This is a genomic window from Pseudomonas trivialis (assembly GCF_001439805.1).
Classification (GTDB): Bacteria; Pseudomonadota; Gammaproteobacteria; order Pseudomonadales; family Pseudomonadaceae; genus Aquipseudomonas; species Aquipseudomonas trivialis.
Genome location: NZ_JYLK01000010.1, coordinates 54,823 through 72,972, shown reverse-complemented (window position 1 = coordinate 72,972; position 18,150 = coordinate 54,823). Strand labels below are relative to the sequence as shown.

Annotated in this window: 15 protein-coding genes and 2 pseudogenes; 13 read left to right on the top strand and 4 right to left on the bottom strand. The window is 58.7% G+C overall.

Going from position 1 to position 18,150, the window contains the following annotated elements; genetic code table 11:
* The first annotated feature begins 5 nt into the window (after nucleotides 1-5).
* Nucleotides 6-1,616, top strand: coding sequence for a gamma-glutamyltransferase family protein (locus TU79_RS15715; protein WP_057008825.1), 1,611 nt, complete (start codon nucleotides 6-8; stop codon nucleotides 1,614-1,616).
* A 50-nt stretch (nucleotides 1,617-1,666) separates the two neighbouring features.
* On the top strand, nucleotides 1,667-2,425 hold the full coding sequence (locus TU79_RS15710) for an SDR family NAD(P)-dependent oxidoreductase (RefSeq protein ID WP_057008824.1): 759 nt from the start codon (nucleotides 1,667-1,669) through the stop codon (nucleotides 2,423-2,425).
* Nucleotides 2,426-2,468: 43 nt separating this feature from the next.
* Here the strand turns inward: TU79_RS15710 and TU79_RS15705 are convergent, their stop codons facing one another.
* Nucleotides 2,469-3,374 (bottom strand): LysR family transcriptional regulator, encoded by a 906-nt coding sequence (locus tag TU79_RS15705; RefSeq protein ID WP_057008823.1) that lies wholly within the window; start codon nucleotides 3,372-3,374, stop codon nucleotides 2,469-2,471.
* 96 nt (nucleotides 3,375-3,470) lie between these two features.
* Between TU79_RS15705 and TU79_RS15700 the strand changes: the two genes are divergently transcribed.
* The 4 genes from TU79_RS15700 (at nucleotide 3,471) to TU79_RS15685 (ending at nucleotide 8,668) form a co-directional block, all read left to right on the top strand.
* The gene (locus TU79_RS15700; protein WP_057008921.1) at nucleotides 3,471-4,256 is read left to right on the top strand and encodes an SDR family NAD(P)-dependent oxidoreductase; all 786 of its coding nucleotides are present in this window, start codon (nucleotides 3,471-3,473) and stop codon (nucleotides 4,254-4,256) included.
* A gap of 86 nt (nucleotides 4,257-4,342) precedes the next feature.
* Nucleotides 4,343-5,737, top strand: coding sequence for an aspartate aminotransferase family protein (locus TU79_RS15695; protein WP_057008822.1), 1,395 nt, complete (start codon nucleotides 4,343-4,345; stop codon nucleotides 5,735-5,737).
* Between the two features lie 63 nt (nucleotides 5,738-5,800).
* Nucleotides 5,801-7,168 carry a glutamine synthetase family protein gene (locus tag TU79_RS15690; protein ID WP_057008821.1) on the top strand — a complete coding sequence of 456 codons (1,368 nt, stop codon included), beginning with the start codon at nucleotides 5,801-5,803 and terminating at the stop codon, nucleotides 7,166-7,168.
* A 72-nt stretch (nucleotides 7,169-7,240) separates the two neighbouring features.
* Nucleotides 7,241-8,668 carry an aldehyde dehydrogenase family protein gene (locus TU79_RS15685; RefSeq protein ID WP_057008820.1) on the top strand — a complete coding sequence of 476 codons (1,428 nt, stop codon included), beginning with the start codon at nucleotides 7,241-7,243 and terminating at the stop codon, nucleotides 8,666-8,668.
* Here TU79_RS15685 and TU79_RS15680 read toward each other — a convergent pair.
* Complete coding sequence (locus TU79_RS15680) at nucleotides 8,640-9,629, bottom strand: DMT family transporter (protein ID WP_057008819.1); 990 nt, start codon at nucleotides 9,627-9,629, stop codon at nucleotides 8,640-8,642. The genes TU79_RS15685 and TU79_RS15680 overlap by 29 nt on opposite strands.
* Nucleotides 9,630-9,721: 92 nt before the next feature.
* On the opposite strand from TU79_RS15680, the gene TU79_RS15675 reads away from it, so the two are divergent.
* From TU79_RS15675 to TU79_RS15660, 4 genes and pseudogenes are all read left to right on the top strand, one after another.
* Nucleotides 9,722-10,624 carry a LysR substrate-binding domain-containing protein gene (locus TU79_RS15675; RefSeq protein ID WP_057008818.1) on the top strand — a complete coding sequence of 301 codons (903 nt, stop codon included), beginning with the start codon at nucleotides 9,722-9,724 and terminating at the stop codon, nucleotides 10,622-10,624.
* Nucleotides 10,625-10,702: 78 nt separating this feature from the next.
* Nucleotides 10,703-10,878: pseudogene (locus TU79_RS26805) on the top strand (cupin domain-containing protein); the annotation flags it as partial.
* 186 nt (nucleotides 10,879-11,064) lie between these two features.
* Nucleotides 11,065-11,780 (top strand): annotated as a pseudogene (locus TU79_RS15665) (EamA family transporter).
* 27 nt (nucleotides 11,781-11,807) lie between these two features.
* The gene (locus TU79_RS15660) at nucleotides 11,808-12,692 is read left to right on the top strand and encodes an alpha/beta fold hydrolase (protein WP_057008816.1); all 885 of its coding nucleotides are present in this window, start codon (nucleotides 11,808-11,810) and stop codon (nucleotides 12,690-12,692) included.
* A 40-nt stretch (nucleotides 12,693-12,732) separates the two neighbouring features.
* On the opposite strand, the gene TU79_RS15655 is transcribed toward TU79_RS15660, so the two are convergent.
* The gene (locus TU79_RS15655; RefSeq protein WP_057008815.1) at nucleotides 12,733-13,644 is read right to left on the bottom strand and encodes a LysR substrate-binding domain-containing protein; all 912 of its coding nucleotides are present in this window, start codon (nucleotides 13,642-13,644) and stop codon (nucleotides 12,733-12,735) included.
* 108 nt (nucleotides 13,645-13,752) lie between these two features.
* Between TU79_RS15655 and TU79_RS15650 the strand changes: the two genes are divergently transcribed.
* The 3 genes from TU79_RS15650 (at nucleotide 13,753) to TU79_RS15640 (ending at nucleotide 16,854) form a co-directional block, all read left to right on the top strand.
* Nucleotides 13,753-14,832, top strand: a complete 1,080-nt coding sequence (locus TU79_RS15650) for a tartrate dehydrogenase (protein ID WP_003236525.1) — start codon at nucleotides 13,753-13,755, stop codon at nucleotides 14,830-14,832.
* 349 nt (nucleotides 14,833-15,181) lie between these two features.
* Complete coding sequence (locus TU79_RS15645; RefSeq protein ID WP_057008814.1) at nucleotides 15,182-16,162, top strand: sterol desaturase family protein; 981 nt, start codon at nucleotides 15,182-15,184, stop codon at nucleotides 16,160-16,162.
* 59 nt (nucleotides 16,163-16,221) lie between these two features.
* Nucleotides 16,222-16,854: a nitroreductase family protein gene (locus TU79_RS15640; protein WP_057008813.1), complete on the top strand. Its 633-nt coding sequence runs from the start codon at nucleotides 16,222-16,224 to the stop codon at nucleotides 16,852-16,854.
* Here the strand turns inward: TU79_RS15640 and TU79_RS15635 are convergent.
* Entirely contained in the window at nucleotides 16,851-18,107 is a 1,257-nt protein-coding gene (locus TU79_RS15635; RefSeq protein ID WP_057008812.1) for a helix-turn-helix domain-containing protein, read from the bottom strand. The genes TU79_RS15640 and TU79_RS15635 overlap by 4 nt on opposite strands.
* Nucleotides 18,108-18,150: the final 43 nt, after the last annotated feature.

Sequence of the window (18,150 nt, the reverse complement as noted above, 5' to 3'; positions counted from 1 at the left end):
TTGCTATGTTGAAATTTTCCGCTCATGAATACCCTTATTCCTCGCAACGCCAGAGCGTGTTCGCGCGTCGGGGCATGGTCGCCGCTTCGCAACCGCTGGCGGCCCAGGCCGGCATCGAAATCATGCAGAAGGGCGGCAATGCCATCGATGCCGCCATCGCCACCGCCGCCGCGCTGACCGTGGTCGAGCCCACCGGTTGTGGCCTGGGCGGCGATGCCTTTGCGCTGGTGTGGTGCAAGGGGCAGTTGCATGGCCTGAACGGCAACGGCCATGCGCCGGCCGCCTTGAGTATCGAGGCGGTCAAGGCGGCGGGGCATCAACAGATGCCGCTGTACGGCTGGACCTCGGTGACGGTGCCCGGTTGCCCGTCGGCGTGGGCCGAGTTGTCCAGGCGCTTCGGTAAATTGCCGTTTGCCGAATTGCTGCAGCCGGCCATCAGCCTGGCGCGCGACGGTTTCCCGCTATCGCCGGTGGTTGCCCATCAATGGCAGATCTCCTTGAACGAATTCAGCCCGCACCGCGATGACGTGCTGCAAGCCTGGTTCGACACCTTCCTGATCGACGGGCGCGCGCCCAAGGCGGGCGAGATTTTCCGCAACCCGGCCCAGGCCCGTACCCTGGAAGAACTCGCCGCCACCGGCTGCGAAAGCCTGTATCGCGGCGCTCTGGCCGAGCGCCTGGATGCGCATTCGCGCGCCAGCGGCGGCTACCTGCGCGCCAGCGACCTCAAGGATTACCGCGCGCAGTGGGTGGAGCCGATCCACATCAATTACCGTGGCGTGGATGTTTGGGAAATCCCGCCGAGCGGCCAGGGCCTGGTCGCACTGATGGCGCTGAAGATCCTCGAAGGCTTCAACTTCGATCACCGCGACAGCCAGCAAACCTGGCATCGCCAGCTGGAAGCCATGAAGCTGGCCTACAGCGACGGCCTGCATTACATCACTGACCCTGCGCACATGCGCGTGGCGGTGGCCGACCTGCTCAGCGACGACTACAGCCGCCGTCGCCGTGGCGAGATCGGCGAGCAGGCCCAGCCGCCCAAGCCCGGTGACCCGCACGCCAGCGGCACGGTGTACCTGGCGACCGCCGACGCCGAAGGCAATATGGTCTCGTTCATCCAGAGCAACTACCACGGTTTCGGCTCCGGCGTGGTGCTGCCCGACAGCGGCATCGCCCTGCAGAACCGCGGGCAGGAGTTCAGCCTCGATGAGTCCCATTCCAATTGCCTGGCACCGGGCAAGAAAACCTTCCACACCATCATCCCGGGGTTCCTCAGCAAGGACGGCGAGGCCCTTGGACCGTTCGGCGTGATGGGCGGCTACATGCAGCCCCAGGGGCATGTGCAGATGGTGATGAACCTGGTGGACTTCGGCCTCAACCCCCAGGCGGCATTGGACGCGCCTCGCTGGCAATGGCTGGGCGACATGAAGGTCGGCATCGAACACGGCGCGTCCCGCGACCTGGTCAATGCGCTGGCGCGGCGCGGGCACAAGGTGCAGACCGACAGCGACCTGACCGACTACGGGCGTGGGCAGATCATCCTGCGTGACCCGGTCACCGGCGTGTTGTGCGGCGGCACTGAGCCACGGGCGGATTCGCATATCGCGGTCTGGTGAGCTGGACGCATCCCACAGGTTCTTGAATTTTATCTTTGGCAGGAGGTTCCATGGCCACTCGAACTGTACTTATCACTGGCGCAGCAGGTGGTGTTGGCCGCGCGTTGGTTGAGCGTTTTTTAAAAGAAGACTTCAAGGTTTTCGCGACAGATCTGGACGCGAAAAAGCTCGCAGACCTACAGGTTGAATATCAGGTGTCAGGCATTTTTTGCGGTGATATCCGTCAACCCGCTGTGTGTGCCGCGGCCGTTGATGCAGCCGTTAGGGCGATGGGCCGGCTGGATGTATTGATCAACGCTGCGGGAGTATGGCGCGAAGGTCCGGTTGAAGCGTTTACCGAAGAGGATTTCGACCTCGTTCTGGACGTGAACCTGAAGGCTACGTTCTTTATGTGCTCAGCCGCCATTCCCCATCTGAAATTATCAGAGGGTTCGATCCTGAATATTTCAAGCGATGCCGGCCGGCAAGGCAATCGAAACGCCGCCGCTTATTGCGCAAGCAAGGGCGGCGTGACCCTGCTGACAAAAACCCTGGCATTGGACCTGGCACCTTTTGGCGTGCGCTGCAACGCTATTTCCCCAGGTGATATCGAAACCCCAATGCTCAAGTTTCAAGCCACTCAATATGGACAGGGAAACCCTCAGGCCTACTATCAGGATCTGTTGGACAAGTACCCCCAAGGTGCCCGCGCCCGATTTATCCAGCCGGAAGAAGTTGCCGAGCTGGCGTTTTTCCTGTGCCAACCCGGTGCGCGATCCATCACTGGCGCGGACATGGCGATTGATTGCGGCGTCTCCGCTGGACACTGACAATGGCCCATTGATGCCTATCCTCAATGTGCACTGTTACTCATCAAATACGACGAGGCTCCCCCTCCGTAATTTCGCGTATCAGGCTCAGGTAACGAAGCGCGCCCAGGCCCAGGGGCCGGTTTTTTACCCAGATGATATCGACCCATAGCCGCATCTGACTCGGCATGTAGTCAAACACCACCTCCGTCAATGCGCCTGAGGTGATGAGAGGGTGTACCAGCGATTTTGGAAGATAGGCCCAACCCAATCCTTGCTGCACCAGGTCCAGCGTGGCCAGATAATTGTCGCTGTGCCAAAGCCGCCGCGACAGCACAACACGTGGGTCAGAGTCCGCAGGTCCTCCTGTGGCGACGATGATCTGCCGCACGTTTACCAGTTGCTCCTCACTTAAAGGGCTTTTCTTGCCGGCGGCCGCAGGGTGATCTGGAGCAGCAACCGCTACTAACAACTGGCTCCCCGCTTCAAGAAATGTTTCCCGCTCGTCAAGCCCTGGTCGTTCAAATCCAAGTGCCAATTGCACACGCCCTTCATGGAGCATGCGCATTGCCTCCGGATGGGACGCGGAGCGAATCTCGATTTCAAGCGTGGGGAACTCCCTGGCGATAATCGACAGCGGACGATTCCATACGCCTGTTTGCAACTCCGGCGCCATCGCAAAGACCAGGCGCTCTTCCAACCCCTGATGCAGCTGGAGGGCATGCGCATCCAACAGGTTTATCTGGCTCGCGACCTGTCGTGCCTGGGGCTCAAGTGCTTTGGCGGCGGCCGTAGGAATGGCTTTGCGAGTTGATCGGTCAAAAAGCAACAAATCCAGCTCTGCTTCAAGCTGCGACACCGCCATGTTGACGGCTGAGGGTACCCGGCCTAATTTTCGCGCCGCCGCCGAAAAGGATCCGCTGTCGATGACCGCGAGGAAAATTTTGAGTGACTCACTGGTAAACGCCATGGGGGTTGTCAGATTTTCTGATGATGATTGTCTTTATGTATCAGATTTATTCGCCTAGTTTCTACTCTCTTTCACATTGAATACGTGGGGCACACCCTGTTGGATACGCAATTGAGAGGGCATGTTGCACTCGTCAGTGGTGCCGGGAGTGAATCCGGGATCGGCATGGCTATTGCTCGCAGGCTAGGTGCATCCGGGGCCAGGTTGATCATCACTGCCAGCAGCCACCGCATTGCGGACCGGGTTAAAGAGTTACGTCTTGAGGGATTTGACGTTGAGGGCCGGCCAGCCGACCTCACTGACGAACGTCAGGTGCGCGAATTGAGCCAGTGGGCGGAGTCCGTCTGGGGACGGATCGATATTCTCGTGAACAATGCCGGCATGGCCATGCAAGGAAGCCCCGAGGTGTTCTCGGAATTGGCAACGATGGAACTGCAGGAGTGGAATCTTTCACTGGGCAGAAACCTGACCACGGCCTTTCTTCTGACGCGAGCCGTTCTGGCCGGTATGAGGGCGCGAAATTACGGGCGCATTGTGAATATCAGCTCCATCACAGGCACCCGCTGCAGCAACCCGGGCGAGGCGGCTTATAGCGCCGCCAAGGCCGCGATGGTGGGCATGAGCATGGGGCTTGCACTTGAAGTCGCCAGGCAAGGGGTCACCGTCAACAACGTTGCGCCTGGCTGGATCACGACGGGGTCAACCTCACCCGTTGAAGCCGAGGCGGGGCGCTTCACCCCGATGGGCCGGGCAGGCAGTCCTCGCGAAGTAGCTGCGGCGGTTGCATTTCTGGCGTCGCCTGAATCCAGTTACATCACCGGTGAAGTCATTGTAGTGGATGGCGGCAACTGCCTGATCGAGAACAAGGCTCCGCGAGCCTGAGGTCAGGAAAGAGGGCAGTTGAGTGTTCCTGTCCGAGCGGCAACGACGTTTAACCGATTTTTGTCATCAACACGGGGTGTTTGATCATGTCGAAAAGTGGAATCAATGAATCAGCGATTGCTGTTTTTACCGCCTCCGAGCGTGAGCGTTTCATGGAAAGCAACCCAACGTCGATGGCGCTGGCCAAGCGTGCCAGGGCGAATCTGTTCAACGGTGTGCCCATGCACTGGATGAGCGACTGGTCGATGCCTTCGCCGCTCTTCGTGCAGCGCGCCAAAGGCGCACGCTTCACCGACGTTGACGATCATGAATACATTGACTTTTGCCTGGGCGACACCGGCACGATGTTCGGCCATTCACCTGATCCTGTTGCCCGTGCCATCGCCGAGCAGGCGAACAATGGCTTGACCACCATGCTGCCCGGCGAGGACGCGGTGGTGTGCGGCGAGTTGCTGGCTCAGCAATTTGGGCTGCCTTACTGGCAGGTGACGGCCAATGCGACTGACGCCAACCGTTATGTGCTGCGCTGGGCGCGCGCCATCACCCGGCGCAATGTCCTGCTGGTGTTCGACGGCTGCTACCACGGCACCGTGGATGACGTGATGGTGCGCTACCGCGACGGCAAGACAGTGCCCCGTCCAGGGCTTGTGGGCCAGGCCTATGACTTGAGCCAATACAGCCGATCCATCCCGTTCAACGATGTCGCCGCACTGGAGGCTGCGTTAGCCCAGGGCGATGTGTGCGCGCTGATGTGCGAGCCAGCGATGACGAACATCGGCATGGTCCTGCCCGATCCCGGGTTCATGCAAAAGTGCCGCGAGTTGACCCGTCAATATGGCAGCCTGCTGGTCATTGATGAGACCCACACGATTTCCACCGGCCTGGGTGGATGCACGCGCCAATGGGTGCTGGAGCCCGACTTTTTCGTGGTGGGCAAGCCCATCGCAGGGGGCGTGCCTTGCGCGGTATTTGGCGTGACCGAGCAGGTGGCCCAGGCCATGCGCGACGTGCAAATGAACGCAGAGGGCGGCGGCCACGGTCACAGCGGCATGGGAACAACACTGTCCGCCAACGCGCTGGCAATGCGTTGCATGCGCGCCAGCCTTGAAGAGGTCATGACGGCGTCTGCCTACCAGCACATGCTGTCTGTCGCCTCAAGACTGGCCCAGGGATTTCGCGCGTTGTTCAAGCGCCATCAACTGAACTGGTCTGTCACCGAGCTGGGTGCCCGTTGTGAATTTCAATTCTGTGCCACACCGCCAAGGACAGGTGCGCAAGCCGAGGCTGCTTTTCATGACAGCCTTCAAATGGCGCTGCATCTCTACCTGATCAATCGCGGCATCCTGATCACGCCTTTTCACAACATGACCCTGTGCTGCCCGCAAACCAGTGAGGCGGATGTCGACAGGCTGCTCGGCGAGCTGGATAACGCGCTGACCACGCTGCTTGCCCTGCCAGGCGCCCGGGTCATTTCTTCATAACGGTGACGCCGCGTTTTTTTCAAATACTGCCAGGGCGCTCGAATGAACGCCAAGAGGTCTGACATGCAATTTGCTGATAGAAAAGAGGCCGAGGATTATCTGGCCGCACACCCTGAAGTGCTGAGCATCGAGTTGTTCCTGATCGACGCGAATGGCGTGCCACGGGGCAAACTGTTGCACCGTGATGAGCTGCTGGCGATCTACGAAAACGGTCGGCCACTGCCAAGTTCCATTCTCGCCCTGACCGTGCAGGGTGAAGACGTTGACGACACAGGCCTGGTCTGGGATGTCGCTGACGCTGATTGCTGGACCTATCCCTTGCCGGGAAGCCTGACCCTGCAACCCTGGCGCACCCATCCCACCGGGCAAGTGCAGGTCAGCATGCACCCGACCCAAGGTCTTCCCGCCGCACCGGCGGACCCGCGTCATGTGCTGGTGAACACCATCGAGCAGCTCAAAGCCGATGGCTTCCATCCGGTCATGGCCGTTGAGTTGGAGTTCTACCTGCTGGACCAACAGCGCGACGTCAACGGGCGACCGCAGCCGGCGCAGCAAACCAATGGCGTTCGTCCGGTGGCTCCGCAGGTGTATGGCGTATACGAACTCGAACAGGTTCAACCGTTTCTTGATGACCTCTACGCAGCCTGCGCGCTGCAGGGGTTACCGGTACGCACGGCAATCTCCGAGTACGCGCCGGGCCAGCTCGAGTTGACGCTGGAGCACCGTTTCGACGCACTCCAGGCCATTGATGAAGGCGTACGTTACAAACGCCTGGTCAAGGGTGTGGCCAACAAACACGGGCTGCAAGCGTGTTTCATGGCCAAGCCGTTCAGCGATCAGGCCGGCAGCGGTCTGCACCTGCACGTGAGCCTCGCCGACGAGCAGGGCAACAACCTGTATGCGAGCGAAGACCCACAGGGCACGCCGCTGTTGCGTCACTCCATTGGCGGGATGATGGCAACCTTGTTCGACTCGCTGGCGATCTTTTGCCCCCATGCCAACTCCTACCGCCGGTTTCAGACCGGCAGTTACGCGCCGCTGGCCAAAAGCTGGGGCGTCAACAATCGTACGGTGTCGTTCCGCGTGCCCGGCGGCCCCGCGATCAGTCGGCACATCGAACACCGCATTTGCGGGGCCGATGCGAACCCCTATCTCGCCGCTGCCGCCTTACTGGCGGGCATTCACCACGGCATCACGCATCAGAGCGATCCTGGCGCGGCGATTGTGGGCAACGGCTATGAGCAGGCGACCGATTTTCTACCCACCGACTGGCTGACAGCGTTGCAGGCATTGCAGGGTTCAACCTGGGCACGCGAGGCGCTGGGCGCTGAATTCATGAAGGTGTTCCTGGCGATCAAGTGGCGCGAGTTTCGTACCTTCAATGCCGAGGTCGGCGAGCAGGACTGGCGGTGGTACCTTACTCACGCCTGAGTGTTGGCCCGTCAGCGTGTCTTGAAACGGACCGCTGAGGGCACCTGTTTCCGAATTATCCAGAGATAAACCATGAACAATGCGCTCAAGTTTTACATTGATGGCCAGTGGGTCGACACCCAGTCGGGGAACACGCTGGAGGTGATCGACCCCTCCACCGAGCAAGCTTTCATCAGCATCGCGGTGGGCAACGCAACGGACGTGGACAGCGCGGTCAACGCTGCTGCCAGGGCCTTTCCCGCGTTCTCTGTAACCCCCGTCAGCGAACGCCTGGCACTGCTCAAGGAAATCCTGCGGGTCTACAACCTGCGCTACGAAGACCTGGCCAAGGCCGTCAGCCAGGAGATGGGCGCGCCGCTGCATTTCGCCCGTGACTCGCAGGTCTGGAGTGGCCGCGCGCATCTGGAGTCGACCATCAGTGCCCTGGAGACCTTCCCGTTCAGCGAAGTGCACGGCATCACTCAGGTGATGCGTGAAGCCATCGGCGTCTGCGCCCTGATCACACCGTGGAACTGGCCGCTGAACCAGATCGTCTGCAAGGTCGCACCCGCCATTGCCGCCGGTTGCACCGTGGTGCTCAAGCCCAGCGAAATCGCACCGCTGACCGGCATCATCTTTGCCGAGATCATGCATGAAGCGGGTGTGCCCGCCGGCGTGTTCAACCTGCTAAACGGCACCGGGGCGGATGTAGGCCAACATATGGCCAGCCACCCGAAAGTCGATATGGTCTCGTTCACCGGTTCCACCCGCGCAGGCATTCTGGTCGCCAAGGCGGCGGCCGATACGGTTAAACGCGTGGCTCAGGAGCTGGGCGGTAAATCGGCCAATATCCTGCTGGAAGACGCGGACTTTGACGTGGCGGTGGCCAAGGGGGTGCAGCGCTGCTTTGCCAACTCCGGGCAATCCTGCAATGCGCCGACACGCATGCTGGTACCGCGAGCGCAGCTTGCCCGTGTCCTGGAAGTTGCCAAGGCAACCGCCGAGCAGTTGGTGACCGGCAGCCCGCTGGATGCCGGCACGAGTCTCGGTCCGGTGATCAGCGAGGCACAGTTCGCCAAGATTCAGAGCCTGATCGCCATCGGCATCGAGGAGGGCGCCACCCTGGTGAGCGGTGGCCTGGGCCGTCCCGAAGGCCTGGACAAGGGCTACTACGTGCGACCCACCGTGTTCGGCGACGTGACGGCGCAGATGACCATTGCCCGCGAAGAAATCTTCGGCCCCGTGCTGTCGATCATTGCCTATGACAGCGAAGCGCAGGCCATCGAGATGGCCAACGACACCGTGTACGGCCTGGCGGCCTACATACAGTCCGGTAATATCGAGCGTGCCCGCGCCGTTGCCAAACAGATGCGTGCCGGCTCGGTGTACCTGAACTACCCAAGCTGGGACACGTTCGCGCCGTTTGGTGGCTACAAACAATCCGGCAATGGCCGCGAGTACGCGGGGTGGGGCATTCACGACTTCCTGGAAATCAAGGGCGTGGTTGGTTGGAGCGAGTGACCACTGAAGAGGTAATGGTTTCATTTGCGCCGAGAATGCTGTGAACCGCTATTGCTGCCCCTATGACCACGGCAATAAGCCCTGTCGCCTCTATGGGTGTTGGGAACCTCCCAGTAAAGAGCAAGCCGAGAACAGCGGCGAACAAAGATTCCAGCGAAATCAACTGACCGGAAAGCACCATCGGCAGCCGTTTTGTCGCCGCGTTCCAGGCCCAGGCGCCGATCACCGAAGACATAACCGCAATGACCAGAGCCCAGGCATAAAGATGTCCCGCCGAGGTGATACTGAAACCCATACTCGGGAGTTTAAAGAGCCCCAGCATGTGTACAACGGGTATCAGGAACACGGTGCCCATGCCAGCACCCGCCATCATCAAGCTGGTCCAGATGCCCGTTGCAGCACGGGGAATTTTTCCCATGGCGCTTTGATTCAGCAGACTGAAGGCTAGCCACAGGGTCACTGCCAGGACAGAAAAAAATAATCCCGTCAGCCAGGACGTCTTGCCTGCCTGCGCCAGATTCATGCTGCCGATATTTGCAAGGAAGAGCCCAACCATCATGAATGTCAGGGGTAAGGCAAGGCGGTGCCACTGCATCGTTTTCTCTTTTGCATTGCCGAGCAGGGCGAGCAGAACAGGCACGAATCCGACACACGCCGCCGTCAGTACGGGGCCACCGAAGATCACGCCCGCTGCAATACAGCTGCTGTACCCTAGATATCCCATTGCGCCCAGCGCTGCGGCGAGCAACTGCTGGGAACGTTGCAAAGACCGCCGCTGAGTACGACACAGGATCACCCCCAGCGACCCCAAGGCACCCGCGATCAGAAATCTGATGATCGTAAGGTCGTAAATGCTGTAGGCGCCAGTGACGTAAGGCGCTACGAAGTTAAGAGCCCAGGCCAGCGTCGCAAAAACGGCGAGCAGCGTGCCGGTGATGATAGTTGAGCGGGCGGTGATCATTAGCTGAGGTCCGGCAGATGTTCAGCTCATATTGCGTTTTGTCGCAGTGTGTTAAAAACGAGTTCTCGGGTCTGAATGCATAACGACTGATTATGAATAACCTCAGGAAGACATTGCCTGCGCTGACCAGTTTGCTGCCTTTTGAAGCGGCTGCCCGGCTGGAAAGCTTTTCGAGGGCCGCTGATGAGTTGCACATCACCCAAGCCGCCGTCAGCCGGCAAATTCGAGGTCTTGAAGAAGATCTCGGTGTGAAGCTCTTTGTCCGGCGTAATCGGGCGGTCTTTTTGACGGAGGAGGGACGGCAGTTGGGAAGCGTGGTGAGCGAGGCACTGGGAAATATCAGCGACCGTGCTGTTACGCTTCGAGAATCACGGCGCAAAAATCGTGTCGTTTTACTCTGCCAGTTATGTGAAGCCTTTTATTGGCTGATGCCACGCCTCTCCACGTTCCAGGATCAACAGGCGGGAATCGAGGTTCAAGTAGTGACCTCAACACGGCCTATTGCCGAATTCAACGACCGCTTCGATGTTGCCTTGCAAAGCACCGGACGCGCCAGCGGCTTGCATGCTCTGGCCTTTACGGCTGCTGACGAAGTCTTCCCCGTGTGCAGTCCGAGCTACCTTGCCACAGGCACATTGCTTGGCCCTGAAGCACTTTGTCTGCACCATCTTTTACACTATCGCTCTACGTCTCCGGACTTTATGGTCTGGGAGGAGTGGTTGCAGGTGTTTGGAAAGTCGATCGCGAATCATGTGCCTGGTACGGTGTTCGATAGCTACCCGCTGATGCTTCAGGCGGCAGTCGCGGGACATGGCATCGCATTGGGATGGCGTCGAACTGCCGGAAAGCTTATTGAGGAGGGCGCTTTGGTGCGACCTTGTGCAGAATATGTTCCTCTGCCCCATGCCATTTCTGTTTATAAAGAAAATGGCGGGGATGAGCGGATTGAAGTGCAAGCGCTACTGGCGTGGCTCCAGGAACAGTTGAGCACCTAGTTGCGAAGCAATAAATGGGTCAGGTAAACGCCGACCGTTGGTGCATGAAAAAACTTGCGATAAGGGCGATAGCGTCAAATTTTTCTGAATCTTGAGGTTCGCAGCTACGAGCGGGAAGCCCCTCATCACCATCACGAGCATGCTCAATTGGTACTGCCGATTCGTGGCCGAATGGAAATCGATGTAGGGGGCGCGGTGGCTACATCGATCAGTCACTGGCGGCACTTGTGACACCCGGCGCGGTGCACTCGCAGCATAGCGGGCAGGTTTTTCCGATCAGGCATCCCTGACCCGTACCATGCAGCGTATAAGCGCCATAACGCCGGCTGCTTATCGTAAAGCGCAGAAACAGCCTGGGTAAAAAACTCCACAGTTACCGACAATATTTGCCGAATCAGCTGCATCAGACTTCATCCATCAGGCTATGGAGTACGGGGGAAATGTTTGCTGATCGGTCACTGCTCAAGCGCATTGTTTACGGCGTGTGCGCAGGGTTGTGCTGGGGCGTGATCTTCCTTGGCCCCCAGCTGACCCCGGGGTTAAGCGGCCTGGAATTCGCAGTGCTGAGATTTCTTTGCTATGGCGCGGTTTCGATGGTTTTGCTGATGCCGCGCTGGCGGCGGGTATGTGCCCATCTGAGCATGGCTGACTGGAAATCACTGTTCTGGCTCAGTCTGATAGGGAACCTCATCTACTACACGCTGGTGGGCACTGGTGTGCAGCTGGTTGGCATCGCCACAACGTCGCTGATTGTCGGACTCATCCCCGTAATCGTCACCCTGGCAGGTCGTCATGACGCCGACGCCGTTTCATTGCGGGTGCTCAGTCACTGCTTTTGGCGGCACCTGTCCTGGGCTTGCAGGCCGCAACCCATGGCAGCGCCCAATGGCTGCATTTTTTGCTGGTGGCAGGAGGCGTAGCCATCTTGTCTTCAGTGGTGGGTGGCGCCTGCTGGAACCAGGCCAGCCGACTTCTACCGTTGGCACTCAGCGGGCAAGTGCTCGTGATTGAGACATTGGCGGCGCTGGTTTTTGGGTTTCTATGGGAGCAGCGGTTGCCCGACTCCTATGAAATAGCGGCGATTGCACTGCTTGTTACCGGTGTCGTCTGGTGCCTGAATTGTCATCGTGCTCCGCGTTATTCTGCAGCTGTTTAGTGAGCCTTACCTTTAAGGAGTCGAATCATGTTTGCCGGATTTCAGAAAGAACAACGCCAGGTAAACGGCGTGAACATCAGTTACCGCATTGGCGGCAGTGGCCCCGCGCTGCTGCTGTTGCACGGCCATCCGCAGACCCACGTGATCTGGCACAAGGTCGCTGCGCAGCTGGCGGGCGTTTTTACCGTGGTCGCCGCTGATCTGCGCGGCTATGGCGACAGCGACAGGCCGCCAGCCGACGCCGGGCATGCGGGTTATTCCAAGCGTGAAATGGCGCTCGATGCTGTCGAGCTGATGAAGTCGTTGGGCTTTGCGCAGTTCAGGGTGCTGGCCCATGACCGCGGTGCGCGTGTGGCCCATCGCCTGGTCCTCGACCATCCGCACGCGGTGCAGCAGATGGTGCTGCTGGACATCGCGCCAACCCTGTCGATGTACGCGCAAACGAACGAAGCCTTCGCCCGCGCCTATTGGCACTGGTTCTTCCTCATTCGGCCTGCGCCATTGCCGGAGGGGCTTATCGAAGCCGACCCCGAACTCTATCTGCGCAGTGTGATGGGCTCCCGTAGCGCCGGCCTCAAGCCTTTCACCGACGAGGCGTTTGGCGAGTACCTGCGCTGCCTGCAGCGTCCGGGCAGTGCGCGGGGCATTTGTGAGGATTACCGGGCTTCGGCCGGTATCGATCTGGAGCACGACCGCGCCGATATCCTGGCGGGCAATCATCTGACGCTGCCGCTGTTGGTGCTCTGGGGCGAGGAGGGCACGGTGGGGCGCTGTTTCGACCCGCTGGAAGAGTGGCGCAAGGTCGCCCTGAATGTTCGCGGCAAGGCGCTACCTTGCGGCCATTACATCGCCGAAGAAGTGCCTGACGTGCTGCTCGAAGCAGTGCTGGGTTTTTTCGCTGCACCGGCTTAGCGCAGTGGCTTGGCCGACCAACACGCCGCCCCGTCGTTGCTCACTTGAGGGCCGCGAATGGCAAACGCTCTGCCAACGCCTGCGCAAGGTAACGGGCGAAGACCGAGATGCGCTGGGGGATATGCTGCCGATGCTGATACACCGCAAAAATATCAGCCTTCGGCGCCTGGTGATCGGTCAGTACCGCCTGCAGGCGACCACTTTCCAGATGTTGCTGGACATTCCAGCGCGACCGCAGAATCAATCCATGGCCGTCCAGCGCCAGACTCAACGCGACCTCGCCGTCATTGCTCGACAGCGTCCCGCTGACCTTGTGCGCGTAATCCTGGCCATCCTTGCTGAAGCGCCAGATCGCATAGTCGCTGCCGAACTGGCGCAAAACAATGCAGTTATGCCGCGCCAGATCCGCCACACGCGTCAGCTCGGGCATCGCTTCAAGGTAGCCCGCAGACGCGCAGAGAATGCGTGGGTTTTCCAGCAGACGAACGCCGATCAAGCGTGAGTCCGGCGGCTCGCCCATGCACACGCCGATATCGAATTGATCGTCCAGGATGCTCAGTGGCTGGCTGGTCAGCTCGAGGGAAATCTCGAGTTCCGGGTGCAGCCGGGCGAAGCTCGAGACCACGGGGGCAAGGTGCTGCCGGCCGAAACCCAGCGTGCCATTGATGCGCAACCGGCCGTGCAAGGTGGGCTGGCGGCTGCTGAGCGCGCTCTCCAGTTCCTCGAGCTGGCGCAGAATCGGCCGACCTCCCTCCAGGTACAGCACGCCTTCAGGGGTCAGCGACAATCGACGCGTGGTGCGCTGCACCAACTGCACCCCGAGCCTGGCCTCCAGGTGGCTGAGCCGTTTGCTCACGGCAGGCAGCGACAGCCCCAGATGGCGTGCCACTTGCGTGAGGCTGGCGCGCGTAGCCACCTGCTGAAAGAAACTCAGGTCATCGATCATGCTCATGGATTCTTTCCTGAAAACTAAGAATGGCTTTCCAGCAAGGCTAATTATTAATCCCAGGACACTGCATACACTGAGATCCATGCCCCAATCAACCCAGGAGTCGAATCCATGAGCAAAACCCAGTACAAAATTGCAGTGATCCCCGGCGACGGCATTGGCAAGGAAGTGATGCCCGAAGGCGTGCGTGTGCTCGATGCGGTGGCTGCCCGCTTCAACCTCGAGCTGCAATGGGACTGGTTCGACTTCGCCAGTGCCGATTACTACCTGGCGCACGGCAAGATGATGCCGGACGACTGGTTCGACACGCTCAAGGGCTACGATGCGATCTACTTCGGTGCCGTGGGCTGGCCGGACGTGGTGCCTGACCATATTTCCCTGTGGGATTCGCTGCTGCAGTTCCGTCGTGAATTCGACCAGTACGTCAATCTGCGTCCCTGCCGTCTGATGCCCGGCGTGAAGGCGCCACTGGCGAACCGCAAGCCCGGCGACATCGATTTCTGGGTGGTGCGCGAGAATACCGAAGGCGAGTACTCCAGCGTCGGCGGCAAGATGTTCCCCGGGACCGATCGCGAAATCGTGCTGCAGGAAACCGTGATGACCCGCGTCGGCGTCGACCGTATCCTCAAGTTCGCCTACGACCTGGCGCAAAGCCGTCCGAAGAAGCACCTGACCTCGGCCACCAAATCCAACGGTATCGCGATCACCATGCCCTACTGGGATGAGCGCGTGGTGGAAATGGGCAAGAAATATCCGGACGTCAACGTCGACAAGTACCACATCGATATTCTTACGGCGAACTTCGTCCTGCACCCGGACTGGTTCGACGTGGTGGTGGCCAGCAACCTGTTCGGCGACATCCTTTCCGACCTGGGTCCGGCCTGCACCGGCACCATCGGCATCGCGCCCTCGGCCAATATCAACCCGGAACGCAACTTCCCGAGCCTGTTCGAACCGGTGCACGGTTCGGCGCCCGACATCGCCGGAAAGGGCATCGCCAACCCGATCGGACAGATCTGGTGCGGTGCGATGATGCTCGAGCACCTGGGCCATCCAGAAGCGGGCGCCGCCGTGCTGACAGCGATCGAAACCGTGCTTGCGATGGGCCCGGAGCACGCGCCCCTGACCGCCGACATTGGGGGCACCGGCAACACCGAATCGCTGGGCAAGGCCATCGCTGCTGCGGTCTGAAAATGCGAACAGCTCAGCGCCCAATTGCTGCTGGGCTTTTCGATGTACAGCCTGAACGTCACTCGGGCAGCTGTCATGTCTGATGTCGGAAAGGCAACTCCATCAGCATGAGCCCTGAAAATATCTCCATGATTTAAATGATGTTTTTACCGGGATTTTTTCGAAAATAACCTTTTGCGTACTGTTAATTAACCGTTACCCAACTTCTCAATGGCAGTACGTCATGGGCACTATCCATACAGCCAGTTAGAAACAAGCCATCTGACCGGGCCTTCACGGAGAGTAAAAAACGCGAGGCTTTCGATGGGCCTCAAAACAATAAAAAACAATAAATGGCGAGGAATTCACGATGACAATGCATAACGTCTGGGAATCAATTGTCGCTTTCTATGAGCCGACAATTGAAATAATGAGCTTATGGGCCTTTGGGCTTCCTCTTTTCGTAACAGTCATTGCGGTAATGTTCATCTTCTCGCAAAAGTGGCAAGGTCCCCTGACCCTGCGCGCTCTAATCAATGCAGCCTTTCCCAGGGAGCAATACGACCACGCTTCATCGCGCGTCGATAGGTGGAACGGCATTATCCTGCTTATGCTGGGCTTTCCCCTTGTCGGTGTCATCGCCATTAATGGCATCGCTATCGCCGACAACGCAGGCGCTTATCTAAACGCTGAATTCGGCGCCCAGGAGCCTGTGATCACAACGAGCTGGCTAATGGTCTCGGTTCAGTTTCTGGTCTATTTCCTGAGCGTGGACTTCGTGGGGTACTGGGTACACCGTTGGTGCCATACCCATGCACTGCTCTGGCATCTTCACAAGCCTCACCACACCGCTGAAACACTCACGCCCTGGACGCTCTTTCGACAACACCCCATCGAGTTCTTTGGCCTGAATATCATTCCGGCGATTTTTGGTGGGGCCTTCACCGGGGTTGTACTGTATGCAACGGGAAGCCAAATTCATCCGGGCATGGTCGCTGCAGTCACCACAACGGCCTATATCGCGTTCTTTGTGATAGATGTTTTTTCTCACGTCCATATGCCGATCTCCTATGGGTGGCTGAACAGGATCATTTTGGCTCCCGTCATGCACAACCTGCACCATAGTATGGAGCCCCATCACTGGGACAAGAATAACGCGGTCATACTGACACTCTGGGATTGGATGTTCGGCACACTGTACCTGCCCAAACAGGGCGAAACCTGGCGTTGGGGATGCAACGACGAAGAATATGGCGCCAACAATCCACACAAAACCCTGAAGGGGTTCTATATCGATCCTTTCAAGACCTTCTGGCGTCACTTGAAGGAAGGCGAGAGCCCAAATCCATAATGGGTACTGCGCTTGGCAAGCTAAAAGACAAGACCTCAATTCCAGTAAAGGAAATCACCATGGCATTGAAAGACACACTCCATTGGCGCTATGCAACCAAGAGCTACAACGGCGACAAGGTGGCGCAAGAGAAGATCGATCCGATCCTGGAAGCCATACGTCTGGCCCCCAGCAGCTCGGGCATGCAGCCTTTCAAGGTGTTAATCATTACTAACCCTGAGTTGAAGGCGCAGTTGCAGCCGATCTGCGCCAACCAACAGCAAATTACTCAATCGTCCCATTTATTGATTTTTGCTGCCTGGGATGAATATACGCCTGAGCGGGTCAACGGTTTTTTCGAATACAGCAATGCGATACGTAACCTGCCTGCCAGTGTCACCGATGATTACCGGCTATCGTTGCTCGACTCGTTAGGCAGCATGAGCAAAGAGCAGCAGTTTTTTCACGCTTCCAAACAATGCTACATCGCGTTGGGATTTGCGCTGCTGGCGGCTGCTGAACTTGGCGTGGATGCCACGCCCATGGAAGGGTTCGACAGCAGCGCGGTGGACGCGCTTCTGAAGCTTCCCGAACAGGGGTTGAACAGTTCGGTTCTTTTGGCCCTGGGGTACCGGGATACCGAAAGCGATTGGCTGGTAACACTCGAAAAAGTCCGGCGCGACAAGGCGCATATGTTCGTGGAGATTGCCTAGGGTCTACTCCCGTCTCTCGCACGCCACATCTGACTGACGTCAAGCGGGCGTGCGATCAGTAACTCTGCCGATAGGTTCGACGGACCAAACGTACGCACCTCGTACAGCGCTTCGAAGGCCTCGCTATCACCTAGCTGGGCCTTCAAGCGACTCAGTTCGGCACTGTTCGAGGCGATCTTTGCCGCTTCTATCAGGGCAGGATCCATAATGCCGGCCACGACGACGATGTGATTTCCTGCCGGTCCCGGGAAGCTGGCAAGGTACGCATAATCACGGCGCATGATTCTTTCAGTGGTTGGCTCGGCCCAATCGGATTGAAATTGATCCCCGCTCGCTCGATCCACAAGGGTATCGCCGCTGGCCGATAGCGAAAAACCGGAAAGGTCGAAGAACGGTTCATGCAGATCGCCGAGGGTGTCGAGCAAACCGACATAGACAATATCGTGATCGCTCAGCATCTCATTGGTGAAGCGTGATGTTGTCACATCCTTGATCAGGCTTGAATTGCCAGGCCTCGTTGCGGCCACGATTGGCGTCACCGAAACCAGAGCCGATGAGAGCCCACTCGGCAAGTGATGGGCATTCATGTCGACATACCTCTGGCCGGCCCCAGGCATCTGCTGCTTGTACTTATTGAGATCCTCGCTGGAAGCAATGGTGTAATCAGCGACCATGCGAAGAATGGAGCCATCAGCGCCTTGTTCACCGAATACGTAAAAATCACCGGAAACGATCAATAGCTCAGCTGGATTTTTCGTCAGACCACTCCAGAGAATGCTCTCGACACGCGCGTCATTGGGTGATTTCCCCGTCAGCCAGAGCCAGCACATTGCGTTGAACGCAAGGAAAAGCGCCACGCCGGCAAAATACCGCCAATCAAGCAAACGTCGGCGCGCAGGGTTGGAGTGGTTGTCTTGCTCATCGGGAGCAGCGACCACCAGACGGTATTCGCCACGCGGCAGGACAAGACGCTCGCCACGCTCATCGACGGGCGCAGCCTCGAGTTTTTTTCTCAGCCGATGAATATGCACTCGAACCGTGGCATCAGCCGCGAGATCCACGTTGGTGGGGCGACCAAACACAACGAGTGCAATCTCGACCTCCTTCGTTGGGGTCGCCGTGAGTGATCGCTCAAGCAGAAACTCGAAAAGACGAATGATCTGCCGCGATTTACCGAGCGCACCACTCTTTAAAAGTCGTTGAGCGTGCGCCGCGAGTCGATTGTCCTCTTCAACGTCTTGTGACTTATCCATTGCACATCCTCACGACGCCCGTCGCTATTGACGCAGGCCAATA